Source organism: Streptomyces sp. PU-14G, assembly GCF_041028275.1.
GTDB lineage: Bacteria > Actinomycetota > Actinomycetes > Streptomycetales > Streptomycetaceae > Streptomyces.
This window is the reverse complement of sequence record NZ_JASKYT010000170.1, coordinates 1-15463: the sequence shown is the minus strand read 5'-3', so window position 1 is coordinate 15463 and position 15463 is coordinate 1. Positions and strand designations below refer to the sequence as shown.

At 72.9% G+C, this 15463-nt stretch carries 10 protein-coding genes and 1 pseudogene; 5 read left to right on the top strand and 6 right to left on the bottom strand.

Translation table 11 applies throughout. The annotated features are described in order from the left end of the window. The coding region (locus AB8Z75_RS20055; RefSeq protein WP_369203899.1) for a hypothetical protein at positions 1–1453 on the top strand (1453 nt) is incomplete at its 5' end. A gap of 53 nt (positions 1454–1506) precedes the next feature. Next, positions 1507–2154: pseudogene (locus tag AB8Z75_RS20050) on the top strand (response regulator); the annotation flags it as partial. A 121-nt stretch (positions 2155–2275) separates the two neighbouring features. Here the strand turns inward: AB8Z75_RS20050 and AB8Z75_RS20045 are convergent. The 5 genes from AB8Z75_RS20045 to AB8Z75_RS20025 all read right to left on the bottom strand — a co-directional run bounded on the left by AB8Z75_RS20045 (position 2276) and on the right by AB8Z75_RS20025 (position 8244). Beyond that, a complete protein-coding gene (locus AB8Z75_RS20045) occupies positions 2276–3295 on the bottom strand; it encodes a LacI family DNA-binding transcriptional regulator (protein WP_369203897.1) in 1020 nt (339 codons plus the stop codon). After that, positions 3292–4938 (bottom strand): glycoside hydrolase family 13 protein, encoded by a 1647-nt coding sequence (locus AB8Z75_RS20040; protein ID WP_369203903.1) that lies wholly within the window; start codon positions 4936–4938, stop codon positions 3292–3294. Before AB8Z75_RS20040 ends, AB8Z75_RS20045 begins: the two co-directional genes overlap by 4 nt. Positions 4939–5054: 116 nt before the next feature. Continuing rightward, entirely contained in the window at positions 5055–5846 is a 792-nt protein-coding gene (locus tag AB8Z75_RS20035) for a sugar ABC transporter permease (RefSeq protein WP_369203901.1), read from the bottom strand. A gap of 140 nt (positions 5847–5986) precedes the next feature. Then, positions 5987–6913 (bottom strand): carbohydrate ABC transporter permease, encoded by a 927-nt coding sequence (locus AB8Z75_RS20030; RefSeq protein WP_369203895.1) that lies wholly within the window; start codon positions 6911–6913, stop codon positions 5987–5989. A gap of 59 nt (positions 6914–6972) precedes the next feature. After that, on the bottom strand, positions 6973–8244 hold the full coding sequence (locus AB8Z75_RS20025) for an extracellular solute-binding protein (protein WP_369203893.1): 1272 nt from the start codon (positions 8242–8244) through the stop codon (positions 6973–6975). Between the two features lie 238 nt (positions 8245–8482). Here AB8Z75_RS20025 and AB8Z75_RS20020 point away from each other — a divergent pair, with 238 nt between their 5' ends. The 3 genes from AB8Z75_RS20020 to AB8Z75_RS20010 all read left to right on the top strand — a co-directional run bounded on the left by AB8Z75_RS20020 (position 8483) and on the right by AB8Z75_RS20010 (position 12168). Continuing rightward, positions 8483–10162 (top strand): glycoside hydrolase family 13 protein, encoded by a 1680-nt coding sequence (locus tag AB8Z75_RS20020; protein WP_369203891.1) that lies wholly within the window; start codon positions 8483–8485, stop codon positions 10160–10162. Positions 10163–10187: 25 nt separating this feature from the next. Beyond that, a complete protein-coding gene (locus AB8Z75_RS20015) occupies positions 10188–11198 on the top strand; it encodes a LacI family DNA-binding transcriptional regulator (protein WP_369203889.1) in 1011 nt (336 codons plus the stop codon). 103 nt (positions 11199–11301) lie between these two features. Continuing rightward, on the top strand, positions 11302–12168 hold the full coding sequence (locus AB8Z75_RS20010) for a phosphatase PAP2 family protein (RefSeq protein ID WP_369203887.1): 867 nt from the start codon (positions 11302–11304) through the stop codon (positions 12166–12168). Between the two features lie 40 nt (positions 12169–12208). Here AB8Z75_RS20010 and AB8Z75_RS20005 read toward each other — a convergent pair whose 3' ends face one another. Continuing rightward, positions 12209–15199: a bifunctional [glutamine synthetase] adenylyltransferase/[glutamine synthetase]-adenylyl-L-tyrosine phosphorylase gene (locus AB8Z75_RS20005; protein WP_369203885.1), complete on the bottom strand. Its 2991-nt coding sequence runs from the start codon at positions 15197–15199 to the stop codon at positions 12209–12211. Between the last annotated feature and the right edge of the window lie 264 nt (positions 15200–15463).

Here is a 15463-nt window from a genome sequence, read left to right as displayed (position 1 = left end):
GGCGGGCGCGGGCGGGGCGGACGGGGGCGGGTTCGGTCCGGCGTCCTGGTCCGGACAGGCGTGCGCCCTGTGTGCCGTGGCGGTGCCGCATCCCGTTGCCGTCGTCCGCAGGCGGCGACGTGCCCGTGCTGCCGCAGCCGCGGCGGGCGCGGCACTGGCCTGCGGCGGCCTGCTGGGTGTGCCGGGTGACACGTGGGGACCTGACGCGGCGACGCGGGCGCCCCTCGTGAGGGGCACGGACGCCCAGCGGGCGCTCGATCCCGGCGCGTTGGTCCGCGAGGGGGCCGACACCTGGCGGCTGGCCTCCCGTGCGGATCTGGGCACGTGGCCCGCGCGCGGCGCCCTCACGGGCGATGAATCGTTGCTGCGCCGTGCCCTGGTCACCTGGGCACGGCCACGCGCCGACGTGAGGGTCAGCGCCGCGCCCGGCACCCCGACGGGCCCCCCGCCCGGGCCGCCCCACCTGCTGTACGCGGGCCGGCTGGACGGCGCGGCGGTGGTGGTGCTCTACGACGGGCTGCGGGTGGCGCGCTACACCGAGCCCTGGGATGCCGACGGCGGCTCGCGGGCGGCGCGTGACGGCGTCTCACTGGAGCTGGCGCGGACGGCGGGCACGGGCGCGGGGGCGGCGGCGTCCGGGGCTCTGGCCGTCTCCCGCACGCACGGCGAGGTGCGCTACCTGACGGCGCCGTGGGTCACCGAGGCCGCCCGGCTGGATCTCCTCGACCCGGCCGACCGGGAGGGCCGCGTGCTGTCCAGAGACGAGGCGGGGGTCACCGAAGCGGTGCCGCTGCCCGTCACCCAGCCGCGCCACTGCGACAGCTGGCCGGGGCTGGCGCTGGCCGGCAGCCGTGGCGTGGCGGAGGACGTCCAGCTCTACACGGACTTGGGGGAGCTCCTCCCGGCGCGGCTGACGGACGGGAAGCGCCAGGTCCCGGCGACCGGCGCGGCGGCCCGCCGCCGGCTGGCGGGCACGGCCTGCCACCTGCCGGCGCTGCTCGACAGCGGTGTGGCGGCCGTCAACTCCTGGGAGTTCGCCCGGCAGCGGCTGCCGGACGGCGGAGGCGAGGCGGCGTGGGTGTGCACGAGGGCGGAGACGCGGCAGGGCACGGGCGCGCGGGTGATGACCCAGCTCCAGCCGCCCGCGAAGGATCCGGGACGCCCCGGGACCGTCACCTCACGGGAACGGGACACCCGCGCGTGCGGCCCGCGCTCGCACGAGGTCCTCGCCGGCGCGCTGTGGAAGTCGGAGAAGGGCCACTGGTACGTGCTGGCCGCGGCCGACGCGGGCGTCTCGCGCCTGCGGGCCCGCGGGCAGGGGCTGGTGGGCAGCTCCGTCGCGGTGGTGGGGCACACGCTGGCCGCCCGCGCCGAGGGCCCGGACGCCTCGGCCCGGCTGGCGGGCGAGCGTGCGGACGGCTCCACGGAGCACGCCAGGACACGGCTGGGTTAGCGTGACCGGGTAGACGGCCTCGCGCACGGGGCGGGAGCGGGGAGACGGGGACGATGATCCGGATACTGCTGGCGGACGACGAGGCCATGATCAGGGCCGGGGTGCGGGCGATCCTGGCCTCGGCCGGGGATCTGGAGGTGGTCGCCGAGGCGGGCGACGGCCACGAAGCCGTCGAGCTGGCGCAGCGGCACCGCCCCGACGTGTGCCTGCTCGACATCCGGATGCCGCGCCTCGACGGGCTGCGCGCCGCCGCCGAGTTGCGCCGCACGTGCCCGCGGAGCGCCCTGATGATGCTCACCACGTTCAGCGAGGACGAGTACATCGCCACGGCGCTCGGTTCCGGCGTCGCCGGTTTCGTCCTCAAGTCCGGTGACCCGCAGGAGTTGCTGGCCGGTGTGCGCGCCGTCCACGGGGGCGGCGCCTACCTCTCCCCCACGGTCGCCCAGCGTGTCATCGCCCACCTGGACACCGGCGCGCTGAGCCGCCGTACCCAGGCGCGGGCGCGCACGGCGGAGCTGACGCCGCGGGAGCGCGAGGTGCTGGGCCTGGTCGGTGCGGGCCTGTCGAACGCCGACATCGCCGTGCGGCTGCACGTCGTCGAGGGCACGGTGAAGACCTATGTGAGCCAGGTCCTCGCCCGGCTGGGCATGCGCAACCGGGTGCAGGCGGCGATCCTCGCGCACGAGGCGGGCCTGGTCCCCGCGGCCGGGGACACCGGGAGCGGCGGAAACACCGGGAATACCGGAAACGCCGGGACCGCCGGGACCGCCGGGTCCGCCGGGACCGCCGGGACCGCCGGGAACCAAGCCTGAGAGCCGCACGTCAGGGGGGCGGCGCCTGCGCCGTGGAGCCGCGGACGACGAGTTCCGGCTGGAAGACGAACTCCGTGTCGGCCATCGGGCTTCCGCCCATCGGCTCCAGCAGGGCGCCCACGGCGGCGTTGGCCATCGCGCGGACCGGCTGGCGCACGGTGGTCAGCGGCGGGTCGGTGAACGCGTTCAGTTCGGAGTCGTCGTAACCCACCACGGAGACCTGCCCCGGCACGGCCAGTCCCCGCTGCCGCGCGGCCCGTACGGCGCCCAGCGCCATCAGGTCGCTGCCGCACACCAGTCCTGTGCAGCCCGCGTCGAGCAGCGCGCCGGCGGCGGCGTGCCCGCCCTCGACGGTGAAGAGGGTGTGCTGGATGTACGGTCCCTCGCCCGCGGGGTCGTCGGCGACCGCCTGCCGGAACCCGGCCACCTTGCGGCGGGTGGGCACGAACCTGTCGGGGCCCACCGCGAGCCCGATGCGCCGGTGCCCCAACTGGCGCAGGTGGCTGACGGCCAGTGCGGCGGCGACCCGGTCGTCGGAGGAGACGAAGGGCGCGCTGATGTGCTGGTTGTAGCCGTTGATCAGGACGAACGGCACACCCCGTGCGGCCAGTCGTGCGTAGCGTGCGGGGTCCGCGGTCAGGTCGGCGTGCAGTCCTGAGAGGAAGAGGATGCCGGACACGTCGCGCTCGACGAGTTGGCCGACCAGTTCGTCCTCGGTCGCGCCGCCCAGCATCCGGGTCCCCAGCACGGGCGTGTACCCGTAGCCCGACAGGCACTGCTCGATGACCTGGGCGAACGCGGGGAAGATCGGGTTGGTCAGCTCCGGGATGACCAACCCGATCAGGCCCGCGCTGCGCTGCCGGACCCGGGCGGGGCGCTCGTAGCCGAGGACGTCGACCGCGGCCAGCACCCGCTGCCGGGTGGCCGCCGCCACGCCCGGTCTGCCGTTGAGCACACGGCTGGCCGTCGCCTCGCTGACCTCGGCCTGGGCTGCGATGTCGGCGAGGCGCGCGGTCAGGGCAGAGCTCATCCGCACACCCACCAGGCGGTGGTGTCCCCGGGCAGTACGGTCTCCCCCGGCGCCGCGCCGGTGTCCAGGCTGCCGCTGGCCAGCAGCAGCTCGCCGGTCGCCAGGTCGAGCCGCACGGCGTCGGCGCGGGTGTTGGCCGCGCACACGAACGCGCCGCGCCGGAACGCCAGCACCCCCTCGGGCGCGGGCAGCCACTCCAGGGGCAGGCCGTCGCCCAGTTCGGGCCGCTCGCGGCGCAGCCGCAGCGCGGTGCGGTAGAGCTCCAGGGTGGAGTCCGGGTCGCCGGTCTGCGCGGCGACCGACAGCGCGCCCCAGCCGGGCGGCTGGGGCAGCCAGCTTCCGCCGCTGCCGAACCCGTAGGAGCTGCCCGCCGCCGCGTTCTTCTCCTCGTCCCAGGGCAGCGGCACGCGGCACCCGTCGCGCAGCCCGTCCTGCCCGTTGGCGCGGAAGAACGAGGGGTCCTGGCGCGCCTCGTCGGGCAGTTCCCTCACCTCGGGCAGCCCCAGTTCCTCGCCCTGGTAGACGTAGGCGGAGCCGGGCAGCGCGAGCATCAGCAGGGAGGCGGCGCGGCCCCGCGCGTGGCCGCCGCCCAGCCGGGTGCGGTGGCGTACGACGTCGTGGTTGGACAGGACCCACGTCGCGGGTGCGCCGACCGCGCCGAGCGAGGTGAGGGAGGCGTCGATGACGGTGCGCAGCGCCTCGGCGTCCCACCCTGTGTTCAGGTAGTGGAAGTTGAACGCCTGGTGCAGCTCGTCCGCGCGGACGTACAGCGCGGTGCGCTCGGCGGTGGGCGTCCACGCCTCGGCGACTCCGACGCGCTCGCCCGGGTACTCGTCGAGGACGGCCCGCCAGGAGCGGTAGATCTCGTGGACCCCGTCCTGGTCGAAGAACGGCAGCTCGGCGGTGCCCAGCAGCCGCAGTTGCCCGCTGCTGCCCGTGTCGGGCAGTCCGGCGGCCTTGACGAGCCCGTGCGCCACGTCGATACGGAATCCGTCGACGCCCTTGTCCAGCCAGAAGCGCAGCACGGAGCGGAACTCGTCGCGGACGGCCGGGTTCTCCCAGTTGAAGTCGGGCTGTTCGGGTGCGAACAGGTGCAGGTACCACTCGCCCGGCTCGCCCGGTACCGGGCTCCAGGCGGGCCCGCCGAAGACCGACTCCCAGTCGTTCGGCGGCTCGTGGCCTCCGGTGCCCTTGCCGGGTGCGAAGTGGTAGCGGCGGCGGGCCGCCGGGTCTCCGGCGAGGGCCCGCCTGAACCACTCGTGCCGGTCGGAGGAGTGGTTGGGGACGACGTCGATGATGACGCGCAGCCCGAGTGCGTGCGCCTCCTCGATGAGGGCTTCCGCGTCACGCAGCGTGCCGAACATCGGGTCGATGGAGCGGTAGTCGGCCACGTCGTAGCCCGCGTCGGCCTGCGGGGAGGCGTAGAAGGGGCTCAGCCACACGGCGTCGACGCCCAGCCTGGCCAGGTGGGGCAGGCGCTCGCGGGCGCCCACCAGGTCGCCCATGCCGTCGCCGTCGCCGTCGGCGAAGGAGCGCGGGTAGATCTGGTAGATCACCGCGTCCCGCCACCACCGGGAGGCGGCGGGTGCCCTTTCGGCCCGTGCTGCCGTCTGAAGCGCGGGCGCGTTGTTGTGCTGGTCCATCACGTCCCAATCGTTGTCCCGCCACCGCGGGGAGAAGGAGGAGACCGGGCGGGCGGGCGCCGGGAGGGCACCGGCGGTCCGGCCGGGTCACGGAGAGCGGGTAGGCGCGGCGCGGACTAGGCCTTCGTCGCTCCGGCGGTGAGGCCTGAGACCAGGTGGCGCTGTGCGAAGCCGAAGACGAGGCCGGCCGGGACGGCGACGATCACGGCTGCCGCCGTCATCGAGCCCCAGTCGGTGCCGTAGCGGTTGACGAAGTTCTGCAGGCCGCCCGCCAGCGTCTGGTTCTCCTCGCCCGTCATGAACGCTGTCGCATAGGCGACCTCGGCCCAGGCCGTGACGAAGGAGTAGAACCCCGTGACGGCGATGCCCGGTTTCGCCAGCGGCAGGATCAGCCGCCAGAAGGTGCCGAACGGGTTGAGCCCGTCCACCCGGCCCGACTCGTCGATGTCGACGGGGATCGTGTCGAAGAACCCCTTCATCATCCACGCGCAGAACGGCACGGCCACCGTCAGATAGGTGATGATCAGGCCGACGGGCTGGTTGAGCAGGCCCAGGTTCGCCATCGTGTTGTACAGCGGCACGATGAGGACCGCCATGGGGAACATCTGCGTGATGAGCAGAATCCACATCAACGGGCGCATGCCGGGGAAGCGGAACCGGCTGAGGGCGTAGCCCGTGGTCGCCGCGATGAACACGCCGACGACGGTGGTGCCGACGACCACGATCAGCGAGTTGCCGAACCACGACAGGAAGTGGGTGTCGGCGACGACGTGCCGGTAGTTGCCGAGGGTGAAGTCCTTGACCAGCGCGGTCGTGAACGACTCGCTCTTCGGCTTGAACGAGGTCACCAGCAGCCACAGCGGGGGAAACAGCGCGCAGGCCGTCCCGAGGAGCAGCCCGGCGTGCAGCCCGACGGAGGCCGCCGGTGTTCTGGTCCGGCGCCGCGGCCCCCCGCTGTGCGGTGTCCCGCCGCGCGGGTCCGCCGCGCGCGTCCTTCCGACCTCCGGCCCTTCGGTGCGTGCCGTGGCGGTATGCGACGTCGTCCTCGTCACCACGCCTCCCCCTGGCGGCGCAGCGCCCGCCGATAGACGACCGTGAACAGCGACAGCAGCAGCAGGATGAGCACGCCCCAGGCGGCCGAGGTGGCGAAGTCGCGGGGGCTGTTCACGAAGGACAGCCGGAAGGCGTACGTCACCAGGATCTCCGTGGAGTCACCAGGACCGCCCTTGGTGAGGAGATAGATGACCGGGAACATGTTGAACGTCCAGATGGTGCTGAGCAGAACCACCGTGCTGCCGACCGCCCGCACCCCCGGCAGCGTGATGGTGCGGAACCGCTGCCAGGGCCCCGCGCCGTCCATCTCGGCTGCCTCGTACAGCTCGCCGGGTATCGCCTGGAGCGCCCCCAGCATCGCCACGATCATGAACGGCACGCCCAGCCACACGTTGACCGCGATCACCGACAGCTTCGCCCACGCCGGGTCGCCGAGCCACGGGACCGCGTCGATCCCGCCGCCCTCCAGCACCTCGTTCAGCAGCCCGTTCTTCTCGTTGAACAGCATCTTCCAGGCGAAGACGGAGACGAACGCGGGGATGCCCCACGGCACGATCATCGCCACCCGGTAGAAGGCGCGGCCCTTCACGCGCTGGTTCAGCATGTTCGCGAGCGTCAGCCCCAGCACGAAGGTGACGCCGACACAGCCGACCGTCCACACCGCCGTCCAGCCGAGCCGGTCCCAGAAGACGCTGTCGGACAGGATGCGGCGGTAGTTCTCCAGACCGATGACGTCGTAGGTGGCCGGGATGTCGTTCACGCCGATGTGGCGCTCGACGTTGGCCTCGTCGGCGTCGGTGAGGGAGAGGTAGACGCCGCGGGTGAGGGGGTAGCCGATGATCAGCCCGATGACCAGGATCACCGGGGCCACCATGGCCCACGCGTACCAGTGTCTCGCCGACAGGGCGATGATCCGCTTCATGTTCCTTCCGCTTCCCTTCTCCGCGGGGCGGCCGTTTCCGGCCCCCGGGAGGTGGCCCCTTACCTGTAGTCCTTCAGGAGCTTGCGGAACTCCTCCCCGACGTCCCGCGCGGCCTTCTCGGGTGACCTGTCCTGGGCGAGGACCCCGTCGACGCCGACCCTGATGGGCTCGAACAGCGCGTTGCCCTCGGCGATCCAGGGCCGCTGCACCGCCTTGTCGACCGCGGGCCGGAAGAACTCGACCATCTCGTTGCTCTTCACCGCGGGCTTGGCGTACACGGACTTGCGCGTGGGCAGGAGTGACAGCTCCTTGGTGGTGCGGGTCTGCACCTCGGCGCTGCTCATGTACTTGACGAACTCCTGCGAGGCCCGCATGTTGTCGGTGCCGGCGTAGACGGACAGGTTCCAGCCGCCCTGGGGAGATCCTTGGGCCCTGCTGCCTGCCGGGACGGCCGCCACCCCGAGGTTGTCCTTCTTCGCGCCCTTGAACTCCTTGCCCTGGCGGGCGAGGGCGATGTCCCAGGGACCGTCGAGCATCATGGCGACCTTGCCGTCCTGGAAGGCTTTCATGCCGTTCTCCTGGCCGTCGCTGGTGTCGGTGACCGCCGCACCGGAGTCGACGAGGTCCTTCATGGTGGCGAAGGCGCGCACGCCGGGTTCGTCGTCGACGGTGACCTTCTTGTGCTCAGGGTCGAGGAGGTCGCCGCCCTCGCCGTAGAGGTAGGGCAGGAACCAGTAGGGGTCGTCGCCGCGCAGGTAGAGCGCGGTGGCGCCGGTCTCGTCCTTGATCTTCTCGGCGTTCTTCTTCAGCTGTGCGAAGGAGGCGGGCACCTTCACGCCCGCTTCTTTCAGCAGCCGCTTGTTGTAGAAGAGTCCGAGAGTGTCGGTGACCTGCGGAACCGCGTACGTCTTGCCCTCGAACTTCGTGGAGCCCGCCGCGGTCTTGAGGTAGTCGTCCTCGTCGTGCAGGGCCGGTGTGCCGTCGAGGGGGGCGAGGTAGCCGAGGTTGGCGAAGTCGGCGACCCAGGCGACCTCGGTGCGGATCACGTCGGGGGCGCCGGAGTTGCCGCCTGCGGCGTTCTTGAACTTCTGGTTGGCGTCACCGAAGTTGACGTGCACGTACTTGACGTCCACCTTCGGGTGTTTCTTCTCGAAGTCCTCGGCGATCTTCTTGTACGTCTCCTTCTCGCCCTCGTTCGAGGTGTCCCAGAAGGTGACGGTCCCTTCGATCGCGCCGCTGGAGGCGTTGCCGCCGTCCGCGTCGCCGCCGCAAGCCGTTGCCGCAAGAGCCAGTCCCGCTATCAGCGCGGTGGCGCCTATGCCACGCCGCATGTCCGATCCCTCCGCCGGGTGAGAGCGCGCGCCGTGAGCGGCGCTCGGCTGCGGAGGAACGTAACAGCGGCTCCCCGCGAAGGAAAGGGCTTGCGGAAAATTTCTGCAAGACGCGCCGCGGGCCTGCCGGGCGTGCGGGTGGATCACGTAACTCCGGCCCGCTGCCCGCGTTGTGACCCTTGGCGCCGGCTTGCCACACTTCGCGCCCCGCCCCCGGCCCCACCGAACGGGAAGACTCGTGACCCAGCACGCCACCACCCGGCACACCGGCTCCCAGCACGCCACCGACGCGGGCCCCGCGCACGCGGACCACGCCCACGTCCGCCCGCGGGGCTGGTGGCGCGACGCCGTCATCTACCAGGTCTACGTCCGCTCGTTCGCCGACAGCGACGGCGACGGGGTCGGCGACCTGCCGGGGCTGCGACGGCGGTTGCCGTACCTGGCCGAACTCGGCGTGGACGCGGTGTGGCTGACGCCGTTCTACCGCTCGCCGCAGGCCGACGCCGGCTACGACGTGTCCGACCACCGTGCCGTCGACCCGCGCTTCGGCTCCCTGGACGACGCGAAGGGGCTGGTGGCCGAGGCCCACGCACTCGGGCTGCGCGTGCTGCTGGACATCGTGCCCAACCACACCTCCGACCAGCATCCGTGGTTCAGGCAGGCCCTCGCGGGCGACGCCGACGCCCGCGCCCGCTACCACTTCGTCCACGGCAGGGGCACGGCGGGCGACGAGCCACCGAACGACTGGGAGTCCCTCTTCGGCGGGCCCGCCTGGAGCCGGGTGCCGGGCGATCCCGGGCTGTGGTACCTGCACCTGTTCTCCGCCCGCCAGCCCGACCTCGACTGGCGCGAACCGCGCGTCCACCAGGAGTTCGACTCCGTGCTGCGGTTCTGGCTCGACCTGGGCGTGGACGGGTTCCGCATCGACGTGGCGCACGGCATGGTCAAGGCCGAGGGGCTGCCCGACATCGGCACCGGCGAGCAGGCGCGGATGATCGGCACCCGGGTGCTGCCGTTCTTCGACCAGGACGGCGTCCACGACATCCACCGCGCCTGGCGCCGCCTGCTGGAGTCCTACGGCCCCGACCGGATCTGCGTCGCCGAGGCGTGGGCGCCCACGGCGGAACGGCTGGCGCTGTACGTGCGCCCCGACGAGTGCCACCAGGCGTTCAACTTCCACTTCCTGCAGGCCGGCTGGGACGCGGAGCAGCTGCGCCGCGTGATCGAGGAGTCGATGGCGGCGGCCACCACCGTCGGCGCCCCCACCACCTGGGTGCTGGCCAACCACGACGTCGTACGCCCCCGCACCCGCCTGGGCTCGCTCGCCAGGGCGCGCGCCGCCGCGCTGCTGATGCTCGCGCTGCCCGGTTCCGCCTACCTGTACCAGGGAGAGGAGCTGGGCCTGCCCGAGGTGCGGGATCTGCCCGACGAGGTACGCCAGGACCCCGCCTTCTCCCGCAACACCGAGGGCGCGGTCACCGACGGGCAGGAGGGGATGCGCGACGGCTGCCGGGTCCCGATGCCGTGGACCAGACGCGGCCCCTCGCTGGGCTTCGGCCCGGACGGCGGCTGGCTGCCCCAGCCGGAGGGCTGGCGGTCGCTGTCCGTCGAGGCGCAGACCGGCGACCCGCTCTCCACGCTGGAGCTGTACCGCACGGCACTGCGGATGCGCCGGCTGCTGCCGGGGCTCGGCGACAGCGCGATGGAGTGGCTGACCGCGCCGGAGGGTGTCCTCGCCCTCTCCCGCCCTGGCCTGGTGTGCGTCCTCAACACCCGTGCCGAGGCGGTGGTGGCGCCCGCCCCGGGTGAGCTGCTGCTGTGCTCGGTGCCCGAGGAGTCGCGGGACTCCATGGCGGCCGGGGCGGGTGCGGGCCGGCTGCGGATCCCGGCGAATTCCTGCACCTGGTGGGCAGCGTGAGGCACTGCCGGTAAGGTCCAGTCCTGTGACCGCACGGCTAGCTGACATCGCAGCGCAGGCGGGGGTCAGCGAAGCCACGGTCAGCCGGGTCCTCAACGGCAAGCCCGGCGTCGCTGCGGCCACCCGCGAATCCGTCCTGGCCGCGCTCGACGTCCTGGGCTATGAGCGCCCCGTCAAGCTGCGCCGCCGCAGCGAGGGCCTGGTCGGGCTGATCACGCCCGAGCTGGAGAACCCGATATTCCCGGCCTTCGCGCAGGTGATCGCGCAGGGCCTCACCCGGCAGGGCTACACGCCCGTGCTCGCCACCCAGACACCCGGCGGCTCCACCGAGGACGAGCTGACGGAGATGCTCGTCGACCGGGGCGTGGCCGGGATCATCTTCGTCTCGGGGCTGCACGCCGACACCACGGCCGACACCGGGCGGTACGAGAGGCTGCACGGCCAGGGCGTCCCCTTCGTCCTCGTCAACGGCTACTCAGCGGGCGTGCGCGCCCCCTTCGTCTCCCCCGACGACCGGGCCGCCATGCGGCTGGCCGTCACCCACCTGGCCTCCCTCGGCCACGAGCGCATCGGCCTCGCGCTCGGCCCCGAGCGCTTCGTTCCCGTCCAGCGGAAGATCGAGGGCTTCACCCAGGCGATGCGCGAGCACGTCGCCGCTGACCGCACGCCGCTGATCCAGCACTCCCTCTACACGCTCGAAGGCGGCCAGGCCGCGACGGGCGAACTGCTGGCGCGCGGATGCACCGCCGTCGTGTGCGCCAGCGACATGATGGCGCTCGGCGCGATCCGCGCCGCCCGGCAGCGCGGGCTCGCCGTTCCCGACGACTTCTCCGTCATCGGGTTCGACGACTCCCCCCTCATCGCTTTCACCGACCCGCCCCTGACGACGATCCGGCAGCCGGTGACCGCGATGGGGCAGGCCGCCGTACGCACCCTGCTGGAGGAGATCGGCGGCACCCCCGCACCGCACACCGAGTTCGTCTTCCTTCCTGAGCTGGTGGTACGCGGCTCCACCGCGTCCCGCAGGCACCCCTGAGGGTCCTCGCACGCCCGCCTCCACCGGAGGGTGGAGGCGCGTGGTCCAAGACCCGACCGCAGGATGATCGGCCGGTTCACCCCGTCTGGCAGACTGTCGCTCTATGGGGGCACCGACCACGAGCACCGAAGACGACACCCGGCACGAGACAGCCGAAGCCGCGCCGCAGCACGCCCCTGCGCGCTCGGGGACGAGCGAGGACGCCCGCCCCCGCAGAGGCGCCCTGGCCAGATGGCGCTCCCCCCGGCACCCTCGCCTGTGGTTCGAGATCGCCCTCATCGCGATCAGCTACTGGACGTACTCCCTGATCCGCAACGCCGTCCCCGAGCAGCGTGCCGAAGCGCTCCGGAACGCCGACTGGATCTGGCGCACCGAACACACCCTCGGGATCGCGGTCGAGAACTCCGTCAACCACGCCATAGGCGGGGTGACGTGGCTGATCGTCTCGATGAACTACTACTACGCCACGTTGCACTTCGTCGTGACCATCGGCGTGCTGGTGTGGCTCTACCGCGCCCACCCCGGGCGGTACGCCGCGACCCGGCTGGTCCTCTTCGCCACGACGGGATCGGCGCTGCTCGGCTACTACCTCTTCCCGCTGGCCCCGCCGCGGCTGATGGGCGGCGGGCACTTCATCGACACGGTGAACGTCCACGAGACCTGGGGCTCCATGGCCTCGGGAAACCTGGCGCAGATGTCGAACCAGTACGCCGCCATGCCCTCCATGCACATAGGGTGGTCCGTCTGGTGCGGCATCACCATCGCCATGCTGGCGCGGCCCGTGTGGGTCAAGGTGCTGGGGGCTTTGTATCCGGCGACGACGCTGCTGGTCATCGTGAGCACCGCCAACCACTTCTGGCTCGACGCCGTCGGCGGTCTCCTCTGCCTCGGACTCGGCTTCGCCCTCTCCTACGCCTGGTACGGCCGCGTCTCCTACCGGCTGCCGAGGTGGGCCACGGCGCCCGCGTGAGCGCCCCGGCCCCTTCCCGGACTCCGGGGCGGGGCCGGAGTCACTCCGCGTCGTAGAAGAGGCGGTCGACCACCGCGCGGGCGCGGCGCGTGACGCGGCGGTAGTCGTCGAGCATCTCGCCCACGTGGCCGGGCTCGTACCCCAGGTAGCGGCCGACGGCGGCCAGCTCCCGCGACTCGGAGGGGAAGGTGTCACCCGGCCGCCCGCGCACGAGCATCACCGCGTTGCGCACCCGCGAGGCCAGCACCCACGCCTCGTCGAGCACGTCGGCGTCGTCCGCCCCGATCAGCCCGGCCTCCCGCGCGGCGGCCAGCGCCTCCCGCGTCCGGGTGGTCCGCAACTCGGGCACCTCGGCCCCGTGCCGCAACTGGGTCAGCTGCACCGTCCACTCGACGTCGGTGAGCCCGCCGCGCCCCAGCTTGGCGTGGGTCGTCGGGTCGGCGCCGCGCGGCAGCCGTTCGCTCTCCATGCGGGCCTTGAGGCGGCGGATCTCCCGTACGGAGTCGTCGCCGAGCCCGCCCGCCGGGTAGCGGAGCGGGTCGATCAGCTCCACGAACCGCTCCCCGAGCCCGACATCGCCCGCGACGAACTCGGCCCGCAGCAGCGCCTGGCTCTCCCACACCACCGACCAGCGGTCGTAGTAGGCGGCGTACGAACTCAGCGACCTGGCCAGGGCACCGGACTTGCCCTCGGGCCGCAGGTCGGCGTCTATCACCAGCGGCGGGTCGGTGGTGGGCAGCTGGAGGAGCCGCCGCATCTCGGTGGCGACCGCGAAGGCCGCCTTGCCCGCCTCGTGCTCGCTCACCCCCTCGCGCGGCTCGTGCACGAACAGGACGTCGGCGTCGGAGCCGTAGCCCATCTCGTGGCCGCCGAAGCGGCCGACGCCGATGACGGCGAAACGGGCGGGCAGCTCATCGCCCCACTGCGCGCGAACGGCCGCGCGCAGTGCGCCGGCGAGCGTGGCCGCGTTGAGGTCGGTGAGGGCGTTGCCGACCCGGTCCAAAGCCGCGCCGGGCTCCTGCTGGGCCACGCCCTCGGTGCCGTACGCGCCGATCAGGTCGCCCGCGGCCGTACGGAACAGCTCCCTGCGGCGGACACCGCGCGCCGCGGCCACGGCCGCCTCGGCCCCTTCCGCACGGCCCACCGCGGACAGGGTCTCCTGGAAGAGCGCGTCCCGGGAGCGGGGCCGCAGCCCGTTCTCGTCGCCCAGCAGAGCGACGGCCTCGGGGGCGCGCAGCAGCAGGTCGGGGGCGAAACGCCCGGCGGACAGCACGCGCGCCAGATTCTCCGCGGCGGCCCCCTCGTCGCGCAACAGCCGCAGATACCACGGCGACTTGCCGAGCGCGTCGGAGACCTTGCGGAAGCCGAGCAGGCCCGCGTCCGGGTCGGCGGAGTCGGCGAACCAGCCCAGCAGCACCGGCAGCAGGGTGCGCTGGATGGCGGCCTTGCGGCTGACACCCGAGGCCAGGGCCTCCAGGTGGCGCAGCGCCGAGGCCGGGTCCGCGTATCCGAGGGCCTCCAGACGCTGGCGGGCCGCCCGCACCGACAGACGCTCCTCGCCTGCCTCCAACTGGGCGACCGCGTCCAGCAGCGGCCGGTAGAACAGCTTCTCGTGCAGCCGCCGCACCGCGGAGGCGTGCCGCCGCCACGCCTTGTGCAGCTCGGTGACGGGCTCGCTGCGGTAACCGAGGGAACGGCCCAGCCGCCGCTGGTCCGCCTCGGAGTCGGGCATCAGGTGGGTACGGCGCAGCTGGTAGAGCTGGATGCGGTGCTCCATGGTGCGCAGGAAGCGGTAGGCCGCGTCGAGCGCCGCCGCGTCCTGCCGCCCCACGTAACCGCCCGCGGCGAGCGCGTCGAGCGCGTCGAGCGTGGTGGGGCTGCGCAGCGTCACGTCGCTGCGGCCGTGCACCAGTTGCAAAAGCTGCACGGCGAACTCCACGTCCCGCAGCCCGCCAGGCCCCAGCTTCAGCTCCCGCTCCACCTGCGCGGCGGGGATGCTGGCGACGACACGACGGCGCATCTGCTGCACGTCGGTGACGAAGTTCTCCCGCTCCGCCGCCTGCCACACCAGCGGCGTCACCGCGTCCACGTACGCGTATCCCAGCTCCGCGTCGCCCGCCATCGGCCGGGCCTTGAGCAGCGCCTGGAACTCCCACGTCTTCGCCCAGCGCTGGTAGTAGGCCAGGTGACTGCTGAGCGTCCGCACGAGCGGCCCGTTCCTGCCCTCGGGACGCAGGTTCGCGTCCACCGGCCAGATCGTGCCCTCACCGGTCGTGTCCGAACAGATCCGCATCATGTGCGCGGCGACCCGCGTAGCCGCCCTGAGCGCCTCCGCCTCGTCCTGAGCGCCGCCCGCGCCGGCCGGCTCGGCGACGAAGATGACGTCCACGTCCGACACGTAGTTGAGCTCGTTGCCGCCCGCCTTGCCCATGCCGACGACGGCCAGCCGGCAGGCCGCCGCGTCCTCGGGAGCCGCCGCCTGTGCCTGCGCCAGCGCCCTGCGCAACGTCGCCGTGGCCAGGTCGGCGAGCTGCGCCGCCGTGTGCGCCAGATCGTTGGTGCCGCACACGTCACGGGCCGCGATCCCCAGCAGCGCCCTGCGGTACGCGACACGGAGCGTGTCGCGGTCGTCGGCCTGACGCAGCGCCGCCTCGAACTCCTCGATACCCGGATGCAGATCGGCGGACTCGTACGTCGCCAACGCCTGCCAGTCGTGCGGGTGACGCGCCAGGTGGTCGGCCAGCGCGTCCGAGGCCCCGAGCACACCCAGAAGCCGGTCGCGCAACGGTTTCGCGGTCAGCAGCGTGCCGAGGAGAACCTGCGGATCCGCCTCCGCCTCCGCGAGCCGAAGCAGCCCCAGCAGCGCCAGATCCGGATCGGCCGTGGCCCCCAGAGCGTCCAGAAAAAGAGCGTCGTCCCGCACGGACGCCAGCAACGGACTGTCCAGCAGCCTCGTGGCCGCAGCGGGATCCGTGAACCCGTGCCGCAACAAACGCCCATAAGCCGTGGGCCGCCGCCCACCTTGTGTCACGCTCACACACCTCCGACCCGAGGAACCATTGTCGCCCCTTTCACCGCCCCACCTCCCACTCCAGAGGGAGCTGTTTCCTCCCTACGGGGGCTCCTAGGGGGGCGGAGCCCCCGTAGCGGGGAAACAGCTCCCTCTGGAGTGGGACCCCCCCCCCCCCCCCCCCCCCCCCCCCCCCCCCCCCCCCCCCCCCCCCCCCCCCCCCCCCCCCCCCCCCCCCCCCCCCCCCCATAAGCCGTGGGCCGCCGCCCACCTTGTGTCACGCTC